Here is a 25,764-nt window from a genome sequence, read left to right as displayed (position 1 = left end):
CTTTCCCGTCGCGGCGGAGCCGCTTTCAGCCTCGCGCGCGCTACTACCTGCACCAGTCCCACGGACGTCAGCGGCGCTACGCGCCGAAGGCGCTGTCGGTTCTGTTGTGAGGGTTGTGACTGTGGGTTCAAGAGGTGACGGTGGCGCGCCCATGGTTGGCGAACACTCCTGTGCCGTAAGGCAGTTGCTGAGCCGTACGACGGGGGCGCTTGGCGTGCCCTCACGCGCCCCGTGTGAATCGAACGCACACGCCGGTGTCACGCGCGCGCTCCCGGCGCACGCCCTGGCGTAGTCCACTGGAAGACAGGTCCGCGCGGGATGACGGCTCCCACGTGGACGGGCCGCCGGCCTCCCCATCCCCGCCCTCGGCCGGCGGCCCCGCCCGCGCTCTCCACCGTTCGCGCGCCGGCGCTGTCCGCGGTCCCCTGGCGAGGGTTCACGGAATTGCAACACGCGTTCCCACTATGCGGACTCTTGCCGACGTGACCTCGACAAACGGTATGTCGCGCTGTCAGTCTCCCGCCATGCGTACTGCCCTCCGAGCCCCGCGCCCGCCCCGTCGCGCCGTCCTGGCCGCCACCGCCGCCCTGTTCGCCACGGTCGCGGCCGGGTGCGCCCCGCAGCCGGAGGAGGACACGTCCGGCAAAGCCTCCGCCTCGGCGACCGGGGCGGCGTGCGCCAAGGGCGGGTTGCGCACCGAAGCGGCCGGGAAGCTGACCGTCGCCACCGACTCCCCCGCGTACGAGCCGTGGTTCAAGGACGACGACCCGAAGAACGGCGAGGGCTTCGAGTCGGCGGTCGCGTACGCCGTGGCGAAGCAGCTCGGCTACGGCAGGGCGGACGTCGTCTGGCAGTCCGTGCCGTTCAACAAGGCGTTCGCGCCGGGTGAGAAGACCTTCGACTTCGACATCAACCAGGTGTCCGTCAGCGACGAGCGCAAGAAGGCCGTGGACTTCTCGTCGGGGTACTACGACGTCCGTCAGGCCGTCATCGCCCTGAAGGGCTCCAGGGCCGCGAAGGCGAAGAGCGTCGCCGACCTCAAGGGCCTCCACCTGGGCGCCCAGGTCGGCACGACCAGCCTGGACTACATCGACGACGTGGTGAAGCCGAGCCGGGACCCCGCCGCCTACGCCAAGAACGACCAGGCCAAGTCCGCCCTCAAGAACGGCCAGATCGACGCGATCGTCGTCGACCTGCCGACCGCGTTCTACATCACCGCCGCGGAGGTGACGGACGCGGCGATCGTCGGCCAGTTCGAGAACCGGGGCGGCACCCCCGAGCAGTTCGGCCTCGTCCTCGACAAGGGCAGCGCCCTGACGCCGTGCGTGACGGCGGCGGTGGACGCCCTGCGCGAGGACGGCACCCTGGCGAGGATCGAGCAGAAGTGGCTCTCCGACGCCGTCGACGCCCCGGTGCTCAAGTGACCGTCGTGAAGGAGGAGCCGGGCCGGGACGGCGCGGACGACGACGGCGGCATGCCCGGCGGGGACGACGGCTACGTCCCCTCCGCGCGACGGCTCGAACGGGAGCGCTACAAGCGCGTCCGGTCCCGTCGGGCCACGGGCATCGCCGCCCTGTCGACCCTCGTCACGGCCGTCGTCCTCTATGTGGTCGTCGTCAACGCGCCCGGCTGGCCGCGCACCAAGGAGACGTTCTTCAGCGCCGAGTACGCGCGCGAGGCGCTGCCCAAGGTACTCGAAGGGCTCTGGCTCAACGTCCGGCTGCTGCTGGTGTGCGGTGTCGCCGTGCTCGTCCTCGGCATGCTCATCGCCGTCGCGCGGACCCTGCGCGGCCCGGTGTTCTTCCCGGTGCGGGCGCTGGCCGCCGCGTACACCGACTTCTTCCGCGGTCTCCCGCTGATCATCAACCTGATGATCGTCGTCCTGGGGGTCCCGGCGCTCCGCCTCCAGGGCGTGACCGTCGACCCGGTCCTGCTCGGCGGTACCGCGCTGACGCTGACGTACTCGGCGTACGTCGCCGAGGTGTTCCGCGCCGGCATCGAGTCCGTGCACCCCTCGCAGCGCGCGGCGGCCCGCTCGCTCGGTCTCACCAACCGGCAGGCCCTGCGGCACGTCGTGCTGCCCCAGGCGGTACGCCGTCAGGTGCCGCCGCTCCTCAACGACCTGGTGTCGTTGCAGAAGGACACCGGTCTGGTCTCGATCGGCGGTGCCGTCGACGCCGTGCGCGCCGCCGACATCATCGCGGGCCGCAGCCTGAACTACACGCCGTACATCGTCGCGGGACTGGTCTTCGTCGCCCTGACCATCCCGATGACCCGCTTCACCGACTGGGTCACGGCCCGGATGGACCGGCGGCGGGCCCAGGGAGGCACGATATGAGCGACGTCCGCAAGGCGCCCGGGGTGCCCGGGGTGTCCGGGGCATCCGGGGTGCCCGGGGTGTCCGGCACCGGCCCCGTGCTGCGGATGGAGTCCGTCCGCAAGACCTTCGGCGGTTCGCCCGTCCTGCGGGGCGTCGACCTGGAGGTCGCCCCGCACACCGTGACGGCGCTGATCGGCGCCTCCGGGTCCGGCAAGTCGACGCTGCTGCGCTGCGCCAACCTGCTGGAGGAGATCGACGACGGGGCGATCTGGCTGGACGGCGAGGAGATCACCGACCCGCGGGTGGACCAGGACGCGGTTCGGCGCCGTATCGGCGTTGTCTTCCAGTCGTACAACCTGTTCCCGCACATGACCGTGCTGGAGAACATCACCCTCGCTCCGCGCCGGGTGCACGGCGTGGGCCGGGCGGAGGCGGAGGACCGGGCCCGTGAGCTGCTCGACCGGCTGGGGCTCGGCGCCAGGGCGGGCGAGTACCCGGACCGGCTGAGCGGCGGGCAGCAGCAACGCGTCGCGATCGTCCGCGCGTTGGCCGTACGGCCCCGGCTGCTGCTCCTCGACGAGATCACCGCCGCCCTCGACCCGGAACTCGTGGGCGAGGTCCTCACCGTCGTCCGGGATCTGAAGGACGAGGGCATGACGATGGTCCTCGCCACGCACGAGATGGGCTTCGCCCGCGATGTCGCCGACCAGGTCTGTTTTCTGGACGGCGGGGTGGTGCTGGAGCGCGGGACCGCCGAGGAGATCTTCGGCGACCCGCGGCAGGAGCGCACCCGGCGCTTCCTGCGGCGGATCGTCGACTCGGGCCGCCTGTGAGGGAGTCGCGCGAGCAGCACGGCCCGGAAACAGCGAGTCGGGTCGGTAGCGGCGTGCTCCAGGCGACCGGTTGTTACGCCTCCGCCTTCCCCTTGCCTGCCAGCGCGGCCACCCGCTCCACACCGAACACGTAGCCCTGCACGCCGCACCCGGCGATCACGCCGTCGGCGCGCAGCGAGACGTACGAGTGGTGCCGGAACGCCTCCCGCTGGTGGATGTTGGAGATGTGGACCTCCAGGACCGGCAGGCCGTCGCAGGTGTTGAGGGCGTCCAGGATCGCCACGGAGGTGTGCGAGTAGGCGCCGGGGTTGATGACGATCCCGCAGTGACTGAGGCGTGCCTCGTGGATCCAGTCGACCAGTTCGCCCTCGTGGTTGGACTGCCGGAAGTCGACCGTGCCGCCGTGTGCGGCCGCGGCCTTGGCGCACATGGCCTCGACGTCGGCGAGCGTGTCGGAACCGTAGATCTCGGGCTGCCGCTGGCCCAGCAGGTTCAGGTTGGGCCCGTTGAGGATCATGATCGGGGCGTGGGCGAGGCTGCGGGGCACGGTTCCTCCGGTCCGTTCGGGTGGGCGGCCCGCCGGGGCCGCTGCTGGGACCCGGTTTATCACGATGCGATGCCCTGGTGAGAGGCCATAGCCTCCCGTCATGACCATGCCCATGTATCCCCCCAAGCCGTCGCCCGGCGACCGGGTGGCCGTCATCTCACCCGGCGCCGGTCTGCCCGGCCTCTTCCCCCGGCCCTTCGAACTCGGTCTGGAGCGGCTGCGGAAGGAGTACGGACTCGAACCGGTCGAGTACCCGACGACCCGCACGATGGGCGCGACACCCCAGCAGCGTGCCGACGACGTCCACGCCGCCTTCGCCGACCCTGAGGTGAAGGCGGTGTTCACCTCCATCGGCGGCGACGACCAGATCACCGTCCTGCCGCTGCTGGACCGGGAGTTGATCCGGGCCAACCCCAAGCCGTTCTTCGGGGTCAGCGACAACACCAACCTGCTGGCGTTCCTGTACAACTCCGGGATCGTCGGCTACCACGGCGGAACCGTGATGACCGCGCTGGGCAGGCCCGGCGCCATGAACCCGGTGACCGCCGAGTCGCTGCGCGCCGCGCTGTTCGCCTCGGGGCCGTACGAACTGCGGCCCGCCGAGCGCTTCAACGACATCGAACGCGACTGGGCCGACCCGGCGACCTTCGACGCGGAGCCGGAGAGCCGGCCCGGCGCCGGATGGACCTGGGCGAACGCCGACCGCGTGGTGGAGGGGCGCGGTTGGGGCGGTTGTCTGGAGATCCTGGGCTGGCTGCTGATGGCCGACCGCGAGGTGCCGCGCGACCTGTCCGTGTTCGACGGAGGGGTGCTCTTCCTGGAGACCTCGGAGGAACTGCCGAGCGGCGAGGAGGTCTTCCGGACACTGCGGAACATGGGCGAGCGCGGGCTGCTCGGCCGCTTCTCCGCGCTCCTGATGGGCCGCCCCAAGACCTGGTCCTTCGAAAAGCCCAACAGCCCGGAGGCGGCCGAGCGTTACGCCGCCGGCCAGCGGGAGGCGGTGCTGCGCGCGATGCGTGTGTACGCGCCGGACACCACGGTCGTCTTCGACGTCGATCTCGGACACACCGATCCGCAGGTCGTCATCCCCTACGGCGGTGTGATCCGCGTGGACGGTCCCGCCCGGCGCATCACCGTGACCTACTGAGCACGGTTGCCGCCCCCCTGGGACACAGGCACGTCGAACGGGCCCCCGCACGCCCCGTAACCGCTCGCCAGGCTGGGTGGTTGACGCGGCATGGACAGTGCACGGCCCGTGAACCCGCCCTCCCTGCTGCGACTCGCGTCCGCCTCGCTCGCCGGGACGGCCATCGAGTTCTACGACTTCTTCGTCTACGGGACGGCGGCGGCCCTCGTCCTGGGACCGCTGTTCTTCCCGACGTTCTCGCCGCTGGCGGGCACTCTCGCGGCCTTCGCGACCTTCGGGGTCGGCTTCGTGGCCCGGCCGCTGGGCTCGGTGCTCTTCGGACACATCGGGGACCGGCACGGCCGGCGCCCGGTCCTGGTCGCCTCCCTGCTGATGACCGGCGGCGCGACCGTGGCCGTCGGCTGTGTCCCCACGTTCGACTCGATCGGTGTGGCCGCCCCCTTCCTGCTGCTGGTCCTGCGCTTCCTGCAGGGGCTCGGGCTCGGCGGGGAGTGGGGCGGGGCGGTGCTGCTGACGGCGGAGCACGCGCCGGCCGAGCGGCGAGGGCTGTGGTCGAGCTTCCCGCAGGTCGGCCCCGCGGTGGGCTTTCTGCTGGCCAACGGGGTGATGCTCGCGCTGTCGGCGACCCTGACGGACGCCCAGTTCGCCTCCTGGGGATGGCGGGTGCCGTTCTGGGCGGCGGGCGTGCTGGCCGTGGCCGGGCTGTGGCTGCGGTCCTCGCTCGTGGAGAGCCCGCGGTTCCTGGAGATCGAGGACCACGCGCGTGTGCCGCTCGCCGAGGTGGTGCGCGGCCACTGGCGGCTCGTCCTGCTGACGGCCGGGGCGCTCGCCATCGGGTACGCGGTGTTCTACGCGGTGACGACCTGGTCCCTCGCCTACGGCACCGAACGGCTCGGGGTGAGCCGTACCGTCATGCTGACCTGCGTCATGGGAGCGGTGGTGGTGAAGGGAGCGCTCACCCCGGTGGCGGCCGTGCTCGGCGACCGGTACGGGCGGCGCCCGATGTGCCTGGCCGGCTGCACCGCCACCGTGCTGTGGATGCTCCCGATGGTCGCGCTGCTGTCGACCGGCGAGCCCCTGCTCATGTTCGGCGGCTTCCTGGTGGCGATGCTCGCGTTCGTCACGATGTTCGCCGTCATCGCCGCCTATCTGCCGGAGCTGTACGAGCCCCGGGTGCGGTGCACGGGAGCCGCGGTGGGCTACAACCTCGGCGGGGTCCTCGGCGGCGCCCTGACCCCGATCGTGGCCACCGCCCTGTCCCAGGGCGGCCGGGTGCCCTGGGGGGTGGGCGCCTATCTGACGGGGATCGCCCTGCTGAGCCTCGGCTGCTTCACGCTGCTGCCGGAGACCCGGCCGGTCCCGAAGGCCACGGCCGAGGCGGCGGAGGCCACCGCGGGGTGAGCGGACGGGGGCACGGACCGGCGCACCGCTACGGGGTCACCGCGAGTTCCAGGTACGCCGCGAACAGCACCAGGTGCACGCCCCCCTGGAGCGGCGTGGCGCGCCCCGGCACCACGGTCAGGGAGGCCACCACGACGGTCAGGGCGAGCAGCACCATATGGGTCGCGCCGAGGCCGAGGACGAGCGGGCCGGAGAGCCAGAGCGAGGCCAGGGCGACCGCCGGGATGGTCAGACCGATGCTCGCCATCGCGGAACCGAGGGCGAGGTTGAGGCTGGTCTGGACGCGGTCGCGGCGGGCGGCGCGCAGGGCGGCGATCGTCTCGGGAAGCAGCACGAGCAGCGCGATGACCACACCGACGACGGCGTGCGGCAGTCCCGCCGCCTGCACACCGGACTCGATGGTCGGTGAGACCCCTTTGGCGAGGCCGACCACGCCGACGAGCGCGAGGCCGAGCAGGCCGAGGCTGACCGCGGCGGTGCGGGCGGTCGGCGCCTCGGCGTGGTCGTCGGCGGTGATCACCTCGCCGTGCCGGGTGATCGGCAGGAAGTAGTCGCGGTGACGCACGGTCTGGGTCGCCACGAAGAGGCCGTACAGCAGCAGTGACGCCAGCGCCGCGAAGGTGAGCTGGGCCGTGGAGAACTCCGGGCCGGGCTTGCTGGTGGTGAAGGTCGGCAGGACGAGGCTGAGCGTGGCCAGGGTCGCGACCGTGGCGAGAGCCGCGCCGGTGCCCTCCGGGTTGAAGACGGCGAGTCCGTGGCGCAGGGAGGCGACGAGCAGACACAGGCCGACGATGCCGTTGCAGGTGATCATCACCGCCGCGAAGACGGTGTCCCGGGCGAGGGTGGAGCTCTTGTCGCCGCCGTCGGCCATGAGCGTGACGATCAGCGCGACCTCGATGATCGTCACCGCGACCGCGAGGACCAGCGATCCGAACGGTTCGCCCACCCGGTGGGCGACCACCTCGGCGTGGTGGACGGCGGCGAGGACGGCCCCCGCCAGCACCAGCGTCACCAGGGCGACGAGCGCCCCGGGAAGCTCGCGCCCCCAGGTGAGAACGAGCAGGACGACCGCGGCCACCGGCACGGCGGCGGTCCATCGCGCCGTGAGCGACCGGAGTCGAGCGAGCATGCGGTGATCCTTTCAGACGTGAAAGGGCCCCGCACTCCGGTCGACGGCGTGAATGCGCGTCTTCGGTGGGCGGGGCCCCTTCGTTCGTTGCCGTGCTGGGTGGCGGCCGCCGTCAGGCCTCGATGCTGTCCTTCTCGGCGCCTTCGGTCCGCTGCTGCTCCGCCTCGGCCGCCGCCTGCTTCCTGGAGGCCATCAGGCTGGTGATCGTGGTGACGATCAGGACCGAGCAGATCACGCCGAGGGAGACCGGGATGGAGATCTCGGGCACATGGACGCCGGACTCGTGCAGCGCGTGCAACACCAGCTTCACACCGATGAAGCCGAGGATGACCGACAGGCCGTAGGACAGGTGCACCAGCTTCTTCAGCAGTCCGCCGATGAGGAAGTACAGCTGCCTCAGGCCCATCAGCGCGAACGCGTTGGCCGTGAACACGATGTACGGGTCCTGCGTCAGACCGAAGATCGCCGGGATCGAGTCCAGCGCGAAGAGCACGTCGGTGGTGCCGATCGCGAGCATCACGACGAGCATCGGCGTCATGACGCGCTTGCCGTTCTGCTCGATCCACAGCTTGGTGCCGTGGTAACGGTCCGCGACACCGAAGCGCTTCTCGGCGGCCTTGAGGAGCTTGTTCTCCTCCCAGTCCTCGTCCTCCTCTTCGGCCCTGGCCTCCTGGATGAGCTTCCAGGCGGTGTAGATCAGGAACGCGCCGAAGATGTAGAAGACCCAGGCGAAGCTGGCGAGGATCGCCGCGCCCGCGGCGATGAATATCGCGCGGAGCACCAGGGCGATCAGCACACCGATCAGGAGCACCCGCTGCTGGTACTGCGAGGGCACCGCGAACTTCGCCATGATCAGGACGAAGACGAAGAGGTTGTCGACGCTCAGCGACTTCTCGGTGATGAAGCCGGCGAAGAACTCTCCGGCCGGCTGGCCGCCGGCGAAGACGAACAGTCCGAGTCCGAAGAGAGCGGCCAGGACGATCCAGACGACCGTCCAGATCCCGGCTTCCTTGATGGACACGTCATGGGGCTTGCGGCCGATGAAGAAGTCGACCGCGATGAGGGCGGCAAGGCCCACCACTGTCAGGACCCACAGGGTCGTGGAAACATCCACTGCGCCTCCGGCAGTACGTAACGGCAAATTGCAGCGTCATCGCTACCGGAGGTCTCTTCCACCCGGTCCTCCAGGGCGTCCCACAACGCCTGGTGCCGCCGGGCCGACGCCCCGGGATCTGTCTGATCCGTATTGACGGGGACGCCGCAGCAAGCAGGGAGTACTCCCCTCCGCTCATCAGAGCATACCCATTCACCAAGAACAGGTAAAGGGTCAGGCAAAGGAAGTTCCAAAATCGCAGGTCAATGCGGCTTTACCAGGTCTTGAGGCAGATCGGGAGCCGCGCCTGTTCTCACCTGTTCCAAGAGCGGCGGGCGTCCGCGACCTGGGTGAGCACCTCGTGGAGGACCCGGCTGCCCGGCGGGACGAGCGACGGCTCGTACGTCCACGCGTGGCCGACCCAGGGATCGGCCAGGTGGTCGTCCGGGGTGGGTGTGAGTCGCAGCAGCGAACGCCACAGCGGGTCGAGCAACGGCCCGTACGCGGCGGCGTCCTGCCGGTCGGCGACCATCATCAGATGGACGCCGACGGCCGGGCCCTCGTCCGCGAGATAGCGCAGCTGGGTCACGGCCCGGTCGTCGAAGCCGTGCGGGAAGTCGTTGACGATCAGGAGCTGCTCGGCCGTGTCGAAGCCGGGCGGCAGCGCGTCGGCCGCTCCGCCGCGCACCGCCATCTGGACGAGGTCGACCCGCTGGGTGAGCCGCCCCAGCACGTCCGAGACGCCCGCGGCGCCGACGGCGGGGGGTGCGGCCAGGACGCCCGGCTGGGTCAGCGGTGCGAGCGCGGACGCACCGGAACCGGCCGGGTCGACGACATGGACGCTGAACTCCCCCGGCGGGTACACCGCGAGCAGCCGTGCGGCCAGCGCCACCGCGGTGTCCAGGGCGAGACCGCGCAGTGCGTCGGAGTCGGTGAGCGAGTCGCCGGAGCCGGAACGGCCGCTGTCGATCCACAGGCCCCGCTCCAGTGGCAGCCGCACCAGCATGGGGATGCGCAGGCCGTCGCTCTCCGGCAGATGCAGATCGCCCAGGCGCAGGGCCATCGGGACCTCCATCGGCACCCGGTAGCCGTGCCACACCGGGTTGTCCCAGCGCGCGTACGCGGCGGGCAGCGCGGGCTCGACGACGCCGGCCTCGGCGCGGAGCTGGGCCAGGTCGCGGTCCAGGGCGGCCCGGGCCTGGTCGACGAGCTGGGCGTGCTTGGCGCGGGCGGCCTCGCGGGCGGCGTCGCCCTGACCGCTGATGCGGCTGCGCGGGTCGGAGAGGACCCTGTCCAGCTCCTGCTCCATGCGCGACTCGGCGAAGTCGACCGCGCTGCGGTACGCGGCCGTGGTGCGGGCCAGGTCCTCGAACATGCCCCACACCTGGTTGTAGAGCCGCTCGTCCATGGACCAGCCGGTCGCGTCCCCGGCGACGGGCTGCGCCGGCTGACCCGGCTGGGCCGGGGGCGCGGCCGGCGGGGGCGGGGGCGGTGCGGTGTTCTGCCGGCCGGGGTGGGTGTAGTTCACCGGCCCGCCGGCCGTGGGGGCCGTGGGCTGTGTGTCCGCGGACGGATCGTGCGGGGCGGTGCCGCCGTGCTGTCCGACGGGCTGGGGTGGGGTCCCCTGGGATGCCGTGCCGGAGCCGCCGTGCGTCGGGTCCGGGCCCGGTGCGGGAGCGGTGGCCTGCCGCGGGCGGTTGGTGTCCGGTACGCGGGGCGGGGGTGCCGCCACCGAGCGGGCCAGGCCCCGGGCGACCGCCTCGTGGATGCCTGCCGCGAGCTGCCGGGCCTCGGGCAGGTCCTGGTCGGTGAGCAGCTCGGCGAGGCCGCCCGCGTACCCCTGGCCGACCGCGCGGACCTTCCAGGCACCCTGCCTGCGGTACAGCTCCAGGGCGACGACGGCGGACTCCGTCCGCAGGCCGACGATGGTGTAGCCGGCGACCCCGGTGCCGTCGAGGGCGGTGACCGCGACGAAGGGTGCCGCGATCGCGCCGAAGCTGACCGGGCCGCCGGTCCCCGTCGGCAGCGCGAGCAGGACGGTCACCCGGTGCACTGACGGCGGCAGGGCGTCGAGGTCCACCGCGAGGCGGTGGTCGGCCGCCGCCTGCCTGGACACCTCAAGGCCGGGCAGGGTGGGTGCGCCCGGGTGGGCCACCCACTCCACGCCGGGCACCTTGCCGTGCTCGTCGCCGAGGGTGGCCCCGGCGACGATCGGCGTGCCGGCCGAGACGCGGATCTCCAGTCGGGCCCCGGGCAGCGGATGGTTCTGCCCCCGGACCAGCTCGGCCGTCATCGACTTCGTCCCCCTGTGTCGCTTACTGCGTGGTGCGTCGGACTGCCTACAGGACCGGCAGGATCGCCGGCATCAGGTCCTGGAAGGTACGGCCGTTGGCGGGCGAGCCGATGGCCGTCATCTGCCAGCCGGCGCCCGCGCGATGCACCTTGGCCATGATCTGGGCCGTGTACTGGCCGCCGCCCGCGAGCGTGTAGCGGGCCAGCTCCTGGCCGTTGGTCTCGTCCACCAGCCGGCAGAAGGCGTTCTGCACCTCCTGGAAGGTCTGGCCGGTGAACGAGTTCACGGTGAAGACGATCTGGTCGATGTGGACCGGGACCCGGGCCAGGTCGACGAGGATGGCCTCGTCGTCGCCGCCCGCGCCGACACCGCCGACCAGGTTGTCGCCGGTGTGACGGACGGAGCCGTCGTCGCTCACGAGGTGACGGAAGAAGACGACGTCGACGGGCTGCTTGTCCGCGAACAGCACGGCGGAGGCGTCGAGGTCGATCTCACGGGTACGGGTCCCGAACAGGCCGCGCCGGGGGGCAGCCTGCCAGCCGAGGCCCATGCGCACCGCGGTCAGGCTGCCTCCGTCGTTCTTCTGCAGACTGATGGCCTGACCCTTGGTCATGTTGACGGTCACGCGCCGATTCCCCTCTCGAACTGTCCCCTGTTGCCGCGGACTCCGCGGATGTGCAGCACCTTACGCAGCGGCACCGACATAGCCGCAGCCCGTGTCGCACTTTGTGTCGGTCTTGCAACACACTGCGCAGCGCCGGGAGCACTGTCTCCCCCCGCGCCCCTCCGGCCCGTCAGGCCAGGCCCGCCTCCTTCATCTGCCGGAGTTCCTTCTTCATCTCCGAGACCTCGTCGCGCAGCCGGGCGGCGATCTCGAACTGCAGGTCGGCGGCTGCCGCGCGCATCCGCTCCGTCATCTCCTCGATCTGCTGCGCGAGGTCGGCCGCCGGGCGGTCGGTCGGGACCGTCTCCTTGGCCTTGCCCTTGCCGGACGTGGCCGCCTTGCCGCCGAGGGACGGCACGGGGGCCTTGGCGCCCTTGCCGTCCTTGCCCTTGCGGTAGCCCGTGCCGAGCAACTGCTCGGTGTCGACGTCCTCGCGGGCGATCTGCGCGACGATGTCGTTGATCTTCTTGCGGAGCGGCTGCGGGTCGATGCCGTTGGCCTTGTTGTACGCGACCTGCTTCTCCCGGCGGCGGTTGGTCTCGTCGATGGCCTTCGCCATCGCCGGGGTGATCTTGTCGGCGTACATGTGGACCTGGCCCGACACGTTCCGCGCCGCGCGGCCGATGGTCTGGATGAGCGAGGTCCCCGAACGCAGGAAACCCTCCTTGTCGGCGTCGAGGATGGCGACCAGCGAGACCTCGGGCAGGTCGAGGCCCTCCCGGAGGAGGTTGATGCCGACCAGGACGTCGTACTCGCCGGCGCGCAGCTCGCGCAGCAGTTCGACCCGGCGCAGGGTGTCGACATCGCTGTGCAGGTAGCGGACCTGGATGCCGAGTTCCAGGAAGTAGTCGGTGAGGTCCTCGGCCATCTTCTTGGTGAGCGTGGTGACGAGGACCCGCTCGTCCTTCTCGGTGCGCTTGCGGATCTCGTGCACCAGGTCGTCGATCTGCCCCTCGGTGGGCTTGACGACCACCTCGGGGTCGACGAGGCCCGTGGGACGGATGATCTGCTCGACCTGGCCGTCGGAGCGGGACAGCTCGTACTGGCCGGGGGTCGCCGAGAGGTAGACGGTCTGGCCGATGCGCTCCTGGAACTCCTCCCACTTCAGCGGTCGGTTGTCGAGGGCGGACGGCAGCCGGAAACCGTGGTCGACGAGCGTGCGCTTGCGGGAGGCGTCGCCCTCGTACATCGCGCCGATCTGCGGGACGGTGACATGGGACTCGTCGATGACGAGGAGGAAGTCGTCCGGGAAGTAGTCGAGCAGGGTGTTCGGCGGGGAGCCGGGCTCGCGGCCGTCGAAGTGCATCGAGTAGTTCTCCACGCCGGAGCAGGAGCCGATCTGGCGGAGCATCTCGATGTCGTACGTGGTGCGCATGCGCAGGCGCTGGGCCTCCAGGAGCTTGCCCTGTTTCTCCAGCTCCGCGAGGCGCTGCCCCAGTTCCTTCTCGATGTCGTTGACGGCCCGCTCCATGCGTTCGGGTCCGGCGACGTAGTGGGAGGCGGGGAAGACGTACAGCTGCTGGTCGTCGCTGATGATCTCGCCGGTGAGGGGGTGGAGGGTGGAGAGGGCCTCGATCTCGTCACCGAACATCTCGATGCGGACCGCGAGTTCCTCGTAGACCGGGAAGATCTCGATGGTGTCGCCGCGGACGCGGAAGGTGCCGCGGGTGAACGCCAGGTCGTTGCGGGTGTACTGGATGTCGACGAAGCGGCGCAGCAGCTCGTCCCGGTCGATCTCCTCGCCCACTTTCAGGGGGACCATGCGGTCCACGTACTCCTGGGGCGTTCCGAGGCCGTAGATGCAGGAGACGGAGGCGACCACGACGACGTCGCGGCGGGTGAGCAGCGAGTTGGTCGCGGAGTGGCGCAGCCGCTCGACCTCCTCGTTGATCGAGGAGTCCTTCTCGATGTAGGTGTCCGACTGCGGGACGTAGGCCTCGGGCTGGTAGTAGTCGTAGTACGAGACGAAGTATTCGACCGCGTTGTTCGGCAGGAGCTCGCGGAACTCGTTGGCCAGCTGGGCGGCCAGCGTCTTGTTCGGCGCCATCACCAGGGTGGGGCGCTGGAGCTTCTCGATCATCCACGCGGTGGTGGCGGACTTGCCGGTGCCGGTCGCACCGAGCAGGACGACGTCCTTCTCACCTGCTTCGATGCGCCGGGCCAGCTCGGCGATGGCCGCGGGCTGGTCGCCGCTCGGCTGGTAGGGGCTGACGACCTCGAAGGGCGCCACCGTGCGTTCGATCTTGGAAACGGGCCGCATGGAATCCACCGTACGACCCCGCACTGACAACGGGCTCGGATCAGCGGTTCTGCGGGGTGCGGTAGCGGTGTTCGCCGGGCTCGTGCTCGGCCCGCGAGAGGAGCCGGCCGGCCCCGGCGAGCGGTCGGTGGTCGGTGTGCGCGCAGGCGTGGGTGGGGACTCCGGGCCGCCGTTCGGCGGGGCTGCCGTGGAACCTGTCCATGATCATGAAGGGGTCGAACATGACCACGACGCCCGCCAGGAGCAGGAAGGCCAGCGGGCCGATCATCAGCGGGGCGAGGAGGACCGCGGACGAGGAGCCGTCGGCCGGGGCGGCACCGGCCGCGCTGTGCAGATGGACGCTGAGGGCGGCCATGCCGGTGTAGTGCATGCCGCTGACCGCGACCCCCATCACGAGGCTCGCGCCGACGCTCCACAGGAAGCCGCGGACCTGTCCGGCGGCCCACAGCGCGGCGATCGCGGCCACCACGGCGATGACGACGGAGGCGGCCACCGTCGTGGTGTTGTATTCGAGTGTGCCGTTGAGGCGCATTCCGGCCATGCCGAGGTAGTGCATGGAGGCGATGCCGAGGCCGGTGATCGTGCCGCCGGTGAAGAGCGCGGCCCCGGTCGCCCCTTTGGAGCCGACCATGAAGATGCCGATGCCGACCATCACGATCGCGACGGCGAGACTCGCGAACGTGGTCAGCGGGTCGTAGTGGACCGGGGTCTGCAGGACCTCGAACCCCATCATGGCGACGAAGTGCATGGTCCATATGCCGGAGCCGATGGCGGCCGAGCCCAGGGCCAGCCAGCCGATCCGCAGGCGGCCGTCGACCAGCATCGATCTGGTGGTGCAGCGCAGGCCGAGCGCGCCACCGAGGCAGGCCATGAGGTAGGCCGCCACCGGTGTGACGAGTCCGTAGCTGAAGCCGTCGACGGTGCCCTGCATCCGCGGCTGCCTTTCCCGCCCTGTCGCGTCCCTGGATTCCCTGTACTGCCCCCGCCCCCGGGACCGTCACAACGGTCAGGGTTGTCGCAGAGAGTATGACCCCCACCGGAATGGTCGAACGACTTTCCGGCAAAGAAACACGGCCTTGCCCCACTTGTGCGGTGCCCGTGTGCGGACTTGGGCAACTCCATTCAGTTCATGGCCATGTTGCGCTCCCACTCCCGTTGACTCCCTGCTGTCACTCTTGAGCACACCGTGACAGATCGACGCGAGGAGTACGCATGCATGTGCGCGCAGTCGCCGCAGTGGCCGCCGCGTTCATGGGGGCCGCCGGCCTCCTGCTCCCCACTTCGGCCGCCGAGGCGGCCTCCGGCACCGACCATCCGTTGATCGTGGCGCATCGCGGAGCTTCCGCGTACGCACCCGAGAACACCTTGGCCGCCGTCGACAAGGCGGACGACCTGGGCTTCGACTGGGTGGAGAACGACGTCCAGCGCACCAAGGACGGCAGGCTCGTCGTCGTCCATGACGCGACGCTGGCCCGGACGACCGATGTCGAGCAGGTGTTTCCGCGCCGCGCGCCGTGGAACGTACGCGACTTCACCGCCGGGGAGATCGCCCGTCTGGACGCGGGCAGTTGGTTCGACCGCAGGTACGCGGGCGCGCGCGTGCCGACCCTGGAGCAGTACGTCAGGCAGGTGTCCCGCAATCACCAGAAGCTCGTCCTGGAGATCAAGAACCCCCGGCTCTACCCCGGCATCGAACAGCAGACCCTGAAAGTGCTGGCCGACGAGGGCTGGCTGACGCCTCGGCGCCTGCGCGACCGGCTGGTGGTGCAGAGCTTCAGCCCGGACACGGTGCGGCGGGTGCACGAGCTGAGTCCGGGTGTGAAGACCGGCTTCCTCGGCACCCCGGAGGTCGCCGATCTGCCCGAGTACGCGACGTTCGCCGACCAGATCAACTCTTCCCACCGGACCATCTCCCCCTCCTACGTCACCACGGTCCACTCCTTCGAGGGCCCGCACGGCGAGCCGCTGGAGATGCTCACGTGGACCGTCGACGACGCGTCGAACGCGCGCAGGGTGGCGGGTTACGGCGTCGACGGCATCATCACGAACAAGCCGGACGTGGTCGAGGAGGCGACACGGGGCTGAGAGGGCGTCGGTCTTCACACGATGCACACGGGGCGTGCGTCCGGCGGCGGGCGCACGCCCCGGGCGTTGTCGGTGGCGGGCCGTACGGTGGTCGCATGAACAGCCACGGGGAGTACGGGCACCGGGTCGTGTGGGCCGTCGTCGGCACGGACATCGGTCCGCTGCTGCTGGCCGCGACCGACGACGGCCTGGTGAACGTCGTGTTCCACGCCTCGGACGCGGTGCGCGACGAGGCGCTCGACCGGCTGGCCTCCCGGCTCGGCGCCGAGCCCGTCGAGGCCCCGGACGCTCCGCAACTGTCCGAGGCGATACGCCAGGTCGAGGCGTACTTCGCGGGTGACCGGCAGGCGTTCGAACTGCCCCTGGACTGGTCGCTGATCTCCGGCTTCAACCGCCGGGTGCTGCGGGAGCTGGCCTCCGGTGTCCCCTACGGCTCCGTCGTGGGCTACGGCGACCTGGCCCGCCGGGTGGGGCAGCCGGGCGCGGCCCAGGCGGTGGGCATGGCGATGGGGGCCAATCCGCTGCCGGTGGTGGTGCCGTGCCACCGGGTGGTGGAGAGCGACGGCGGCATCGGCGGGTTCGGCGGCGGGCTGGAGACCAAGCGGAAGCTGCTGGCGCTGGAAGGGGTTCTGCCCGAGCCGTTGTTCTGAGCCGCCCGCGCCAGTCCTGCGCCCTTCGCGCTACGCGTAGTGCCGGGCTTCGACGACGTTTCCGTCCGGGTCGCGGAAGTAGAAGCTGCGCCGGGCCGCTCCCCGGGCGCCGAAGGAGTCGTACGAGATGTCGGAGACGGGGACCGCCCGGTCCTCCAGCCGGGACCGCAGTTCCTCGAAGCGGTCGCCGGCCAGGGCCAGGCATATGTGGTTGACGGGGTGGCCGGCGCTGTCTGCGGCGCCGGGCAGCATCTTCATGCGCTCCGCCATGGCGAGTGGCATGAGGTCGAGGATGGTCTCGTCGTTGACGCGCGCGGAGGGGAAGGGCGCCTTCCCCGCGGAGTACTCGGTGACGCGTACGGGGCTCAGGCCCACGGCCTTCTCGTAGAAGTCGGCCGCGGCGACAGGCTCCCGGACCCAGAGGACGACGTGGTCGAGCCGGGTCGTGTTGTCGGTCATGCCCCTCAGCCTGGTGTCCCGCACCACAGGGCGCAAGGGTTTGACGGGGGGCGCCGGCCGCCAGTGATGAGGGAGGACCACTGACAGGAGGCAAGCGCGTGCTGATGGTGTCGGAAGAGGTGCGGGAAGCGGTTGACGCGCGTCGACCCGTGGTGGCGCTGGAGTCCACGATCATCGCGCACGGCCTGCCCCGCCCGCGCAACCTGCAGGTGGCGCTGGAGTTGGAGGACGTCGTACGGCAGGAGGGCGCGGTACCGGCGACCATCGCCGTGCTCGACGGGCGGCCGCGCATCGGGCTCGACAAGCGGCAGCTGGAGCGGGTCGCGAACGAGGACGGCATCCGCAAGCTCGGCCACCGGGACCTGCCGCTCGCGGTGGCCTCCGGGGTGAGCGGTGCGACCACCGTGTCGGCGACCGCGCTGCTCGCGTCCCTGGCGGGCGTCCGGGTGTTCGCGACGGGCGGGCTGGGAGGCGTGCACCGGGAGTGGACGGCGACACAGGACGAGTCCGCGGACCTGGGGCTGCTGGCGCGCACCCGGATCACGGTGGTGTGCGCGGGCGTGAAGTCGATCCTGGATGTGCCGGCCACCCTGCAGCGCCTGGAGACGCTGGGTGTGGCGGTCGCCGGGTACGGCACGGACCGCTTCCCCGGCTTCTATCTCTCGGACTCGGGGCACCCCGTGGAGTGGACGCTCCGGTCGCCCGGCGAGGTCGCCGAGGTCATGCGCGCCCAGGACGCGCTCGACGGACCGGAGTCGGCACTGATCGTCGCCAACCCGGTTCCCGAGGAGGAGCAGCTCGATCCCGATCTGCACGCACGTGTGCTCGCCGAGGCGTTGCGGGCGGCCGAGGCGGAGGGGATCACGGGGCAGGCGGTCACACCGTTCCTGCTGAGCCATCTCGTGCGCCACACCGACGGCGCCTCGCTGAGCGCCAATCTCGCGGCGGTACGGGGGAACGTCCGGCTCGCCGCGCGGATCGCGGCGGCCTTTGCCGGGGCGTGAGGTGGCGCGCCGGGGCGGGGACGGGCCCGGCGGCGGGGTGACCCCGTCGGGCACCGGGGCCACCGGGGAGACGGACGGGGCGGCACTGCTCGTCGTGGGTGACGTGGTCACGGATGTCGTCGCCCGGCATCGCGGGCCGCTCGCGCCGGGCACCGACACGGCCTCCGGAATCCGGATGCTGCCGGGTGGGGCGGGCGCCAACGTGGCCTGCTGGGCGGCGCATCAGGGCTGTGCGGACGTGCGGCTGCTCGGGCGCGTGGGTACGGACGCGGCCGTGTGGCACGAGCGGGAGCTGCGCGCCTCGGGGGTGCGGCCCCACCTCGTCGTCGACCCGGAGGCGGCGACGGGGACGGTGATCTGCCTGGTGGACACCGGTAACGCGGCCGAACGCACGTTTCTCACGGACAGCGGTGCCTCACTGCGGCTGGAACCGGACGACTGGTCGCCGGGCCTGCTCGACGGGGTGGCCCGGCTGCATCTGTCGGGCTACCTGTTCTTCTCGGAGCCGAGCCGCGCGCTGGTCTCGGTGGCACTGGAGTCGGCACGCACGCGTGGCGTACCGGTGAGCGTGGATCCGGCCTCGTCGGGGTTCCTGACGGAGCTGGGCGCGGACCGCTTCCTCGAACTCGTCGAAGGGGTGGATGTGCTGCTGCCCAGCAGGGACGAGGCGTGCCTGCTCACGGGGCTGCCCGATCCGGCCGACGCGGCGGCCCGGTTGAGCCGCCTCGTCCCGCTGGTGGTGGCCAAGCAGGGGGCCGAGGGCGCCTTGATCGCCCGTGGGGGCGGCGTGTGCGCCCGGGTTCCCGCGATCCCCGTGGTGCCCCGCGACACGACCGGCGCGGGCGACGCGTTCACCGGCGCGTTCCTCGCCGCCCTGCTCGCGGGCGCGGAGCCCGAGGAGGCGGCGGCGCGGGGCTGCGGGGCGGGGGCGCTGGCCGTGGGGAAGGTGGGCGGGCGGCCTCCGGTGGGCTGAGGGGGCGGGTGGTGACTGGGTGGGACGGCCGTCGACGGTGGGCTGAACGGGCGCCGGGGGAGGCGTCGACGGCCGTCGACGGCCCCGATGGTCAGCGCGGTCCCGCCGCCGGTGCCGCCCCGTACCGGTTCACCGTGGCACCGGCCTCGCGCTGCCTGCCGCGCTCCACGTCCTACGGCTTCCTCCCCCACGACGAGACGAGCGGTGTGGCGGCGATGTCCATCGTGCCGGAGGCCAGCTCGGCCAGATGGCGGTCGATCTCCTCGTCCGTGGCGAGGCCGGCTGCCACGAGGGCGGTGCGGAGCCGTTCGATCACGGTGGACTCCAGTGCGGCGCAGGCTGGCGAGGCGATGGGGAAGTACGCGTCGGCCTCGACACCGCTCAGTCCTGCGTCACGCAGCAGACGCGGGAGCCCGCGGCCGCGCGCCGGGTCCACCCCGCGCTCGTCGAGGAGCGCCTGGACGGCCTGGCGGAGCCGGTTGGCCGACCGCTGGCCGGGGCCGGTCTCTTCGAGGCAGGCCAGGGGCTGCAGTGCGGGGTCGGCCTCCTCGATCAGCAGGCGCCCGCCGGGACGCAGGGCCTTGACCATCGACGCCAGGGCTCGCTCGCGGTCCGCCGCGTGAGCCAGGGCCAGCCTGGCATGGACCAGGTCGAATCCGTCGCCCGGCGGCTGGTCGACGCCCACCTGGTGGTCGAGTACCTCGACCGGTGGGCGGGTGACCGAGGGGACGGCCCACGAGAGGTCGGCACCGGTGGCGATGACCTTGCCCGTGGGTCCGACCTTCTTGGCCAGCCAGGAGACGACCGAGGCTCCGCTCGCGCCGACCTCCCAGCAGCGCCAGCCGGAACCGACGCCGAAGCCCTCCATGTGCCGGAACGTCGTGGGGTCGAAGACGGTGGCGAAGGCGTCGGAGCGCTGCCCCGTCTCGCCCTGCCGGTGGTCGAGGAGATGTCCGTCGGTTCGCATCATGCCGAGATCATCCCATTTGAACTACTTATCACTCTTCGCGACGCTCCAGTGGCCCCTCAGGACGGCCCCTCGGCGGCCGGTACGGAGCGTGGCGCCGTCCCGAACCCCCGCGCGGGGCCCTGTGCGAGGCGCCGAGCGAAGTGGAGCGTTCCGTTCCCACAGGCTTACCTGTGGCTCGAAGACGCCTGGCACACTGGCGCGACAAGGCACGAAGTGCGGTGCGAGGGCATCCACGCGAGGAGATCCAGATGTCCATGGCAGGGAATCTGCGGAAGGTCACCGGCCTCGACAAGGTCGGCGGCCTGCGCAAGGTGGCACGGCTGGCACGGCGTCGCACCCGCGTCGACCTCAGCCACCCGGCCCGCTCCCCGCTGGGCACCTCCGTGGTGAACTGCGTGACGTACCACAAGGGGGTGCGCACCCCCGGCGGCCGCGAGGTCGCCGAGGCGCTCAGGCAGGTGCGCAGGGCCGACCACGGCTTCGTCTGGCTCGGTCTGCACGAGCCGACGGAGCGGGAGTTCGCCGGCATCGCCGAACTCTTCGACCTGCACCCGCTGGCGGTCGAGGACGCGGTCGAGGCCCATCAGCGCCCGAAGCTGGAGCGGTACGGCGACACGCTGTTCGCGGTGTTCAAGACCGTCTGCTACGTCGAGCACACGGAACTGACCGCGACGAGCGAGGTGGTGAACACCGGCGAGATCATGGTCTTCGTCGGGCCCGACTTCGTGATCACGGTGCGGCACGGCCGGCACGGCTCGCTCGGCCCGCTGCGCGAGGAACTGGAGGCGAATCCCGAGCAGCTCACCAAGGGCCCTGCCGCGGTTCTGCACGCGATCGCCGACCATGTGGTGGACGACTATCTGACGGTCACGGACTCGGTGCAGGCGGACATCGACCAGGTGGAGACGGATGTGTTCGCGGCGAACGGAGCGCGTGTCGACCCGGGTCGGATCTACCAGCTCAAGCGGGAACTCCTGGAACTGAAGCGGGCGGTGGCCCCGCTCGCCCGGCCCCTGCTGGAGCTCACCACACGGCCCATCCGGGTGGTGGACCCGGAGATACAGGCCTACTTCCGTGACGTCTCCGACCACCTGCTGAGGGCCACCGAGCAGATCGCCGCGTTCGACGAACTGCTCAACTCGATCCTTCAGGCTCACCTGGCCCAGGTGAGCGTCGCGCAGAACGAGGACATGCGGAAGATCACCGCGTGGGCGGCGCTGATCGCCGTGCCGACCATGGTCTGCGGGGTGTACGGCATGAACTTCACGTACATGCCGGAGCTGACCTGGAAATTCGGCTACCCCCTCGTCCTGGCCGTCATAGCCACGGGCTGCGTCACCCTGTACCGCGGCTTCAAGCGCAACGGCTGGCTCTGACCCGGCACCGGTGAGGAGGAGGGGGAAGGGGAAGGACCGGTCGGCCGGCTCAGTGTGTCGCGGTCCGGGCGTAGACGCTCTCGGCCCAGTCGGCGATCTGGTCCTCCGGCAGATGCCTGGCGATGTCCGCCTCGCTGATCATGCCGACGAGGCGCTTGTTCTGGATCACCGGAAGCCGGCGGATCTGGTGTTCCTTCATCTCCTCGAGCACCTCGCTGATGTCGGCGTCGGCATCGATCCAGCGCGGTGTGCCCTTGGCCAGGTCGCCCGCCGTGACGCGGGACGGGTCGTGCCCCAGGGCGACACAGCCCACGACGATGTCGCGGTCGGTGAGGATGCCGCAGAGGCGTTCGTTCTCGTCGCTGATGGGCAGGGCGCCGACGTTCAACTGCCGCATCAGCTGGGCGGCGCGGTCGAGGGTCTCATGGGCGGGGATCCACTGGGCGCCCCGGTGCATGATGTCTCCGGCGGTGGTCATGTGGTACCTCCTGACGCCGGGCGGCCGGCGCGGGCGCGGGAGGCGCCGCTGGTCCCGGCACGGCGCAGAGCGCGCCGCTGTTCCCGGCGTTGCTCATTCTCACCGCGCCCGGCAGGCGGCGCACCCGGAGGAAGCCGGCCCCGGACTCCCGAGGGCGAGCCCTCGGCCAGGGCTGCGCGGCCGACGCGCGCGCCGGGCGGCCGTCCTCGCGTCAGCCGCTCCATGCCGGATGCCGGGGGTCGTCGGCGCGCACCACGACGTCGGCCGTGGCGGCCGGGTCCGCCTCGTTCCCGTAGCGCTGGAAAGCGGGGAGGGTCCAGTGCTCGCTCTCCGGGGTGCGGCGGCGCAGGGCGCCCGGGGAGAGGAGGACGTGGACGCTCAGATCGAAGGGGAACCAGTTCTTCAGAAGGAGAGGACCGTGCATCAACAGGATCGCTTCGGAGGGGAGTTGAACGTAGGGGCTGCGGGTCGCGCGGTCCGTGGCGGGATCCCAGAGGTCGGGCAGGACACGGCCCGTCCCACCGGGTTCGAGCGGGCCGAAGACCTCCCGCCACAGGGCAGCGGTGTCGAACCAGCCGCTGTAGTACGCCTCCACGTCCTGGTGCCCGTACTCGAAGCGGAGCGAGGCCGGCCGGAGGAAACCCTCGGTGCTCACGACGAGCGAGGGCCGGCCGCGTACCCGCAGGGCGTCCGACACCCGTGCCGCGAGGTCGCCGGGGCGGGCGGCCGGGGCACCGTCGAAGGCGATACGCGGCCAGGGGGAATCGTCCTCCGGCTTCAGGTCCAGGAGCTGGTCGGCGAGGAGATCGCCGAGCCGTTCCCAGGTGATCGCTTGGAATCGCACACGGTCCATGATGCAGCGCGCGGCGCACCCCACCCGAGCCGGCCGCCGGACCGCCACAGCGGGCACGTGACCATGCTGACACCAGGGGGAATGATCCGCGTATGGCACCGCTCGCTCCTCCCCCGCCGCGTGACGGCCTGGTCGTCGTGCAGGCACTCAGGAAGAAGCACTGCGCCGAGTGCCGGGGCGGCCCGGTGTCGCTGCTCATGTCGGAGAACGGGGCACCGCGTTGCCTCGACTGCGCGGACCTGGGACATCTGGTGTTCCTGCCGCGTGGCGACACCGCACTCACCAGGCGGGCCGGGGAGGAGAGTTCGCTGTCGGCGGTGGTCGTGCGGTTCAACCGGAGGAAGAGCCGGTACGAGCGGCAGGGGGTCCTGGTCGAGGAGGCGGCGCTCGCCCGCGCCGAGGAGCGGTGTCTGGCCGACGCCGAGGCCCGGCGGCGCCGCCGGGCACGGGACGCACGGCGGCGGGCCGCGGAGGACGTGCGGTTCACGGATGCGTTCGCGGCGGAGATAAGGCGGCTGTTCCCCGGGTGTCCGGCCGAGCGGGCACGGGAGATCGCCGCCCATGCCTCCGTGCGCGGAAGCGGACGCGTCGGGCGCAGCGCCGCGGGACGCGCGCTGTCGGAGATGGCGGTGACCTCGGCGGTCATCGCGTCCGTACGACACGTGGACACCCCGTACGACCGGTATCTGATGAGCGGTGTCGCACGGCACGAGGCCCGGCGCCGGATCGCGGGGACGGTCGAGGCGAGGCTGCGGGAGTGGCGGGGGACGGGCTGAGCGCCCCCTATGGCCTCCCCTGCATGTCGGCTTTCGGGGGGCGGATCTCGGCCATGGTGACGGTGTTCGTGTGGTCGTTCACTTGTGGTGGCGCGGGGGCGCCGGGCAGGCTCTTCGGATTCGGGGGAACGAGGTGGGAGCGGACATGATCGACGGGCCGTACTTCGTGTTGACGGTGCTGGGACTGCTCGGGACCGGGGTCGTGGCGGGCGTGTTCTGCGGGTTCTCGACCTTTGTGATGAGGGCGCTGGCCTCGCTGCCGCCGGCGCAGGGGGCCGCCGCGATGCAGGCGATCAACGTCAGTGCCGTGACACCGGCGTTCATGCTGGTGTTCGTGGGTACGGCGGTGCTGTGCGCCGTGCTGGCGGTGGTCACGTTCGTGCTGTGGCCGGACGAGGGCACGGTCGCGTTGCTGCTGGGCAGCGCGCTGTACCTCCTCGGCTGCTTCGGGGTGACGATGGTGGCGAACGTGCCGCGCAACGACACGCTGGCCAGGCTGGACCCGGGCACACCGGAGGCGGCCACCTACTGGCGGCGCTATGTGAACGAGTGGACGATGTGGAACCACGTGAGGGCGGTTGCCTCGGCCGGCGCGGCGCTCTGTTATCTCCTGGCGCTGGCCTGAGGCGCACGCGGCGGACGCGTCGTATCGTGGCGGGAGACGAGTGCCGCCCGCCTGCGGACGGCCTCGCACCGATCCGACCGTTCCCGGCCCGTCGAGCCGGGGCCACTGCCGCCGATTGCCTCCGCCGATCACTGGTCGATCGCTGGTCGCCGATCACTGGTCGTCGATCACTGGTCGATCACTGGTCGATCACTGTTCGTCGAAACTGAGTCCGCCGATGTAGGGCTGAGCCCGTACACGCATGCGATACATGAGGGAGACGGCGATGGCCGATCCCAAGGGTTTCATGACCACCCCGCGCGAGGAGTGGCCCCGCCGGCCCGTGCAGGAACGGGTGCGGGACTGGAACGAGGTGTACGTTCCGGGGGCGCTGCTGCCGATCATCAGCAAGCAGGCCGACCGCTGCATGGACTGCGGGATCCCCTTCTGCCACGACGCGTGTCCGCTGGGGAACCTCATCCCGGAGTGGAACGACCTGGTGTCGCGGGAGGACTGGCGGGCGGCGAGCGACCGGCTGCACGCGACGAACAACTTCCCGGAGTTCACCGGCCGCTTGTGCCCCGCACCGTGCGAGGCGGGGTGTGTGCTGGCGATCAACCAGCCGGCGGTGACCATCAAGAACGTCGAGGTGGCGATCGCCGACCGGGCGTGGGAGGCCGGGTTCACACCGCCGCGCCCGCCCGACCGGCTTACCGGGAGGACGGTGGCCGTCATCGGTTCCGGGCCCACCGGGCTGGCAGCCGCCCAGCAGCTGACCCGGGCGGGACACACGGTCGCGGTGTATGAACGGGCGGACCGTCTCGGGGGGTTGCTGAGGTACGGGATACCGGCGTTCAAGATGGAGAAGCGGCATCTGGACCGGCGCCTGGAACAGATGCGGTCGGAGGGCACGAAGTTCCGTACGTCGACGACCGTCGGGGAGGACATCGGGGCCGCCGAACTGCGGGCCCGCTACGACGCCGTGGTGATCGCGACGGGTGCCACGGCCTGGCGGGAACTGGACGTGCCCGGGCGGGAGTTGGCCGGGATCCATCAGGCGATGGAGTATCTGCCGTTGGCCGACCGGGTGTGCGAGGGGGATCTGGAGGTATCGCCGTTGTCGGCGGCAGGTAGGCACGTGGTGATCGTCGGGGGTGGCGACACGGGGGCGGACTGCCTGGGGACGGCGGTACGGGAGGGCGCCGCGTCGGTGACCCAGTTGGACATCTATCCGCTGCCTGAGGCGGCGCGGGACGAGGACATCGAGCCGTGGCCGACGTATCCGAAGGTCTACCGGCTCTCGGCGGCGCACGAAGAAGCGCGCGACCTTCGGACGGCGCCGGCGGCGGACGCGGACGCGCGGCTCTTCGCGGCGTCCACGCTCCGCTTCACGGGGGACGAGGCGGGTCATGTGCGCGCGTTGCACCTGGTCGAGGTGGACGAGCGGCGGCGGCCGAAGCCGGGCACCGGGCGGTCGCTTCCCGCCGATCTCGTCCTTCTCGCCCTCGGGTTCTCCGGGCCCGACCGCCATGACGGGCTGATCGACCAGCTGGGGCTGGCGGTCGAACCTCGGGGCACGATCGCTCGCGGGCCGGGCTTCGAGACCAATGTGCCCGGCGTGTACGCGGCCGGGGACGCCGCCCGGGGGCAGTCCCTCATCGTCTGGGCGATCGCGGAGGGGCGGGCGGTGGCCGCCGCGGTGGACCGCCGGCTGACCGGCACGGAGCGGCTGCCGGCGCCGATCGGCCCGTACGACCGGCCGATGACCGCGTAGGCGCCGTGCCCGGCCGATGGGAGTGCCGGCTGCCCGCGAGGGCGGCCCGCGGGCTCGTGGTCGGCCCGCAGGCGC

Annotated in this window: 24 protein-coding genes; 13 read left to right on the top strand and 11 right to left on the bottom strand. The window is 71.3% G+C overall.

What is annotated here, in order from left to right:
* The first annotated feature begins 524 nt into the window (after positions 1-524).
* From AC067N_RS02250 to AC067N_RS02240, 3 genes are read left to right on the top strand one after another with little or no spacing between them, the layout of a single operon-like run.
* On the top strand, positions 525-1,424 hold the full coding sequence (locus AC067N_RS02250; RefSeq protein WP_478676968.1) for an ABC transporter substrate-binding protein: 900 nt from the start codon (positions 525-527) through the stop codon (positions 1,422-1,424).
* Entirely contained in the window at positions 1,421-2,338 is a 918-nt protein-coding gene (locus tag AC067N_RS02245) for an amino acid ABC transporter permease (protein ID WP_478676967.1), read from the top strand. The genes AC067N_RS02250 and AC067N_RS02245 overlap by 4 nt, the downstream gene beginning before the upstream one ends.
* Positions 2,335-3,153, top strand: a complete 819-nt coding sequence (locus tag AC067N_RS02240; RefSeq protein ID WP_478676966.1) for an amino acid ABC transporter ATP-binding protein — start codon at positions 2,335-2,337, stop codon at positions 3,151-3,153. Before AC067N_RS02245 ends, AC067N_RS02240 begins: the two co-directional genes overlap by 4 nt.
* A 73-nt stretch (positions 3,154-3,226) precedes the next feature.
* Here AC067N_RS02240 and aroQ read toward each other — a convergent pair whose 3' ends face one another.
* Complete coding sequence (gene aroQ, locus AC067N_RS02235; RefSeq protein ID WP_478676965.1) at positions 3,227-3,700, bottom strand: type II 3-dehydroquinate dehydratase; 474 nt, start codon at positions 3,698-3,700, stop codon at positions 3,227-3,229.
* A 100-nt stretch (positions 3,701-3,800) separates the two neighbouring features.
* On the opposite strand from aroQ, the gene AC067N_RS02230 reads away from it, so the two are divergent.
* Positions 3,801-4,847 (top strand): S66 family peptidase, encoded by a 1,047-nt coding sequence (locus tag AC067N_RS02230; RefSeq protein WP_478676964.1) that lies wholly within the window; start codon positions 3,801-3,803, stop codon positions 4,845-4,847.
* A gap of 123 nt (positions 4,848-4,970) precedes the next feature.
* Positions 4,971-6,248: an MFS transporter gene (locus tag AC067N_RS02225; RefSeq protein WP_478677180.1), complete on the top strand. Its 1,278-nt coding sequence runs from the start codon at positions 4,971-4,973 to the stop codon at positions 6,246-6,248.
* A 28-nt stretch (positions 6,249-6,276) separates the two neighbouring features.
* Here AC067N_RS02225 and AC067N_RS02220 read toward each other — a convergent pair whose 3' ends face one another.
* From AC067N_RS02220 to AC067N_RS02195, 6 genes are all read right to left on the bottom strand, one after another.
* Complete coding sequence (locus AC067N_RS02220) at positions 6,277-7,377, bottom strand: calcium:cation antiporter (RefSeq protein ID WP_478676963.1); 1,101 nt, start codon at positions 7,375-7,377, stop codon at positions 6,277-6,279.
* Between the two features lie 112 nt (positions 7,378-7,489).
* On the bottom strand, positions 7,490-8,491 hold the full coding sequence (locus tag AC067N_RS02215) for a TerC family protein (protein ID WP_478676962.1): 1,002 nt from the start codon (positions 8,489-8,491) through the stop codon (positions 7,490-7,492).
* Between the two features lie 292 nt (positions 8,492-8,783).
* Positions 8,784-10,763 carry a TerD family protein gene (locus AC067N_RS02210; protein ID WP_478676961.1) on the bottom strand — a complete coding sequence of 660 codons (1,980 nt, stop codon included), beginning with the start codon at positions 10,761-10,763 and terminating at the stop codon, positions 8,784-8,786.
* 46 nt (positions 10,764-10,809) lie between these two features.
* Positions 10,810-11,388: a TerD family protein gene (locus AC067N_RS02205; RefSeq protein WP_478676960.1), complete on the bottom strand. Its 579-nt coding sequence runs from the start codon at positions 11,386-11,388 to the stop codon at positions 10,810-10,812.
* Positions 11,389-11,557: 169 nt separating this feature from the next.
* Positions 11,558-13,687 (bottom strand): excinuclease ABC subunit UvrB, encoded by a 2,130-nt coding sequence (gene uvrB, locus AC067N_RS02200; protein ID WP_478676959.1) that lies wholly within the window; start codon positions 13,685-13,687, stop codon positions 11,558-11,560.
* A 40-nt stretch (positions 13,688-13,727) separates the two neighbouring features.
* Positions 13,728-14,618 (bottom strand): MHYT domain-containing protein, encoded by an 891-nt coding sequence (locus AC067N_RS02195; RefSeq protein WP_478676958.1) that lies wholly within the window; start codon positions 14,616-14,618, stop codon positions 13,728-13,730.
* A 281-nt stretch (positions 14,619-14,899) separates the two neighbouring features.
* On the opposite strand from AC067N_RS02195, the gene AC067N_RS02190 reads away from it, so the two are divergent.
* Positions 14,900-15,772 (top strand): glycerophosphodiester phosphodiesterase, encoded by an 873-nt coding sequence (locus tag AC067N_RS02190; RefSeq protein ID WP_478676957.1) that lies wholly within the window; start codon positions 14,900-14,902, stop codon positions 15,770-15,772.
* 95 nt (positions 15,773-15,867) lie between these two features.
* Complete coding sequence (locus AC067N_RS02185) at positions 15,868-16,422, top strand: methylated-DNA--[protein]-cysteine S-methyltransferase (RefSeq protein ID WP_478676956.1); 555 nt, start codon at positions 15,868-15,870, stop codon at positions 16,420-16,422.
* Between the two features lie 30 nt (positions 16,423-16,452).
* On the opposite strand, the gene AC067N_RS02180 is transcribed toward AC067N_RS02185, so the two are convergent.
* Entirely contained in the window at positions 16,453-16,881 is a 429-nt protein-coding gene (locus AC067N_RS02180; protein WP_478676955.1) for a VOC family protein, read from the bottom strand.
* Between the two features lie 98 nt (positions 16,882-16,979).
* Between AC067N_RS02180 and AC067N_RS02175 the strand changes: the two genes are divergently transcribed.
* Both AC067N_RS02175 and AC067N_RS02170 read left to right on the top strand, forming a co-directional pair.
* Positions 16,980-17,885 (top strand): pseudouridine-5'-phosphate glycosidase, encoded by a 906-nt coding sequence (locus tag AC067N_RS02175; protein WP_478676954.1) that lies wholly within the window; start codon positions 16,980-16,982, stop codon positions 17,883-17,885.
* A gap of 37 nt (positions 17,886-17,922) precedes the next feature.
* Complete coding sequence (locus AC067N_RS02170) at positions 17,923-18,858, top strand: carbohydrate kinase family protein (RefSeq protein WP_478677179.1); 936 nt, start codon at positions 17,923-17,925, stop codon at positions 18,856-18,858.
* Positions 18,859-19,030: 172 nt separating this feature from the next.
* Here the strand turns inward: AC067N_RS02170 and AC067N_RS02165 are convergent, their stop codons facing one another.
* The gene (locus AC067N_RS02165; protein ID WP_478676953.1) at positions 19,031-19,828 is read right to left on the bottom strand and encodes a methyltransferase domain-containing protein; all 798 of its coding nucleotides are present in this window, start codon (positions 19,826-19,828) and stop codon (positions 19,031-19,033) included.
* 248 nt (positions 19,829-20,076) lie between these two features.
* On the opposite strand from AC067N_RS02165, the gene AC067N_RS02160 reads away from it, so the two are divergent.
* Positions 20,077-21,204, top strand: coding sequence for a magnesium and cobalt transport protein CorA (locus AC067N_RS02160; protein ID WP_478676952.1), 1,128 nt, complete (start codon positions 20,077-20,079; stop codon positions 21,202-21,204).
* Positions 21,205-21,253: 49 nt separating this feature from the next.
* Here the strand turns inward: AC067N_RS02160 and AC067N_RS02155 are convergent, their stop codons facing one another.
* Together AC067N_RS02155 and AC067N_RS02150 are read right to left on the bottom strand one after the other, a co-directional pair.
* On the bottom strand, positions 21,254-21,682 hold the full coding sequence (locus AC067N_RS02155) for a CBS domain-containing protein (protein ID WP_478676951.1): 429 nt from the start codon (positions 21,680-21,682) through the stop codon (positions 21,254-21,256).
* Between the two features lie 211 nt (positions 21,683-21,893).
* Complete coding sequence (locus AC067N_RS02150; RefSeq protein WP_478676950.1) at positions 21,894-22,535, bottom strand: nucleoside/nucleotide kinase family protein; 642 nt, start codon at positions 22,533-22,535, stop codon at positions 21,894-21,896.
* Between the two features lie 92 nt (positions 22,536-22,627).
* Between AC067N_RS02150 and AC067N_RS02145 the strand changes: the two genes are divergently transcribed.
* The 3 genes from AC067N_RS02145 (at position 22,628) to AC067N_RS02135 (ending at position 25,689) form a co-directional block, all read left to right on the top strand.
* Positions 22,628-23,311: a DUF2293 domain-containing protein gene (locus AC067N_RS02145; RefSeq protein ID WP_478676949.1), complete on the top strand. Its 684-nt coding sequence runs from the start codon at positions 22,628-22,630 to the stop codon at positions 23,309-23,311.
* A gap of 145 nt (positions 23,312-23,456) precedes the next feature.
* A complete protein-coding gene (locus AC067N_RS02140) occupies positions 23,457-23,936 on the top strand; it encodes an anthrone oxygenase family protein (protein ID WP_478676948.1) in 480 nt (159 codons plus the stop codon).
* Between the two features lie 265 nt (positions 23,937-24,201).
* Positions 24,202-25,689, top strand: coding sequence for a glutamate synthase subunit beta (locus tag AC067N_RS02135; RefSeq protein ID WP_478676947.1), 1,488 nt, complete (start codon positions 24,202-24,204; stop codon positions 25,687-25,689).
* Positions 25,690-25,764: the final 75 nt, after the last annotated feature.

It is taken from the genome of Streptomyces sp. NPDC042364, from assembly GCF_056437585.1.
Note: the sequence above shows the minus strand (reverse complement) of the source record. Positions and strands in the feature narration are given on the sequence as shown.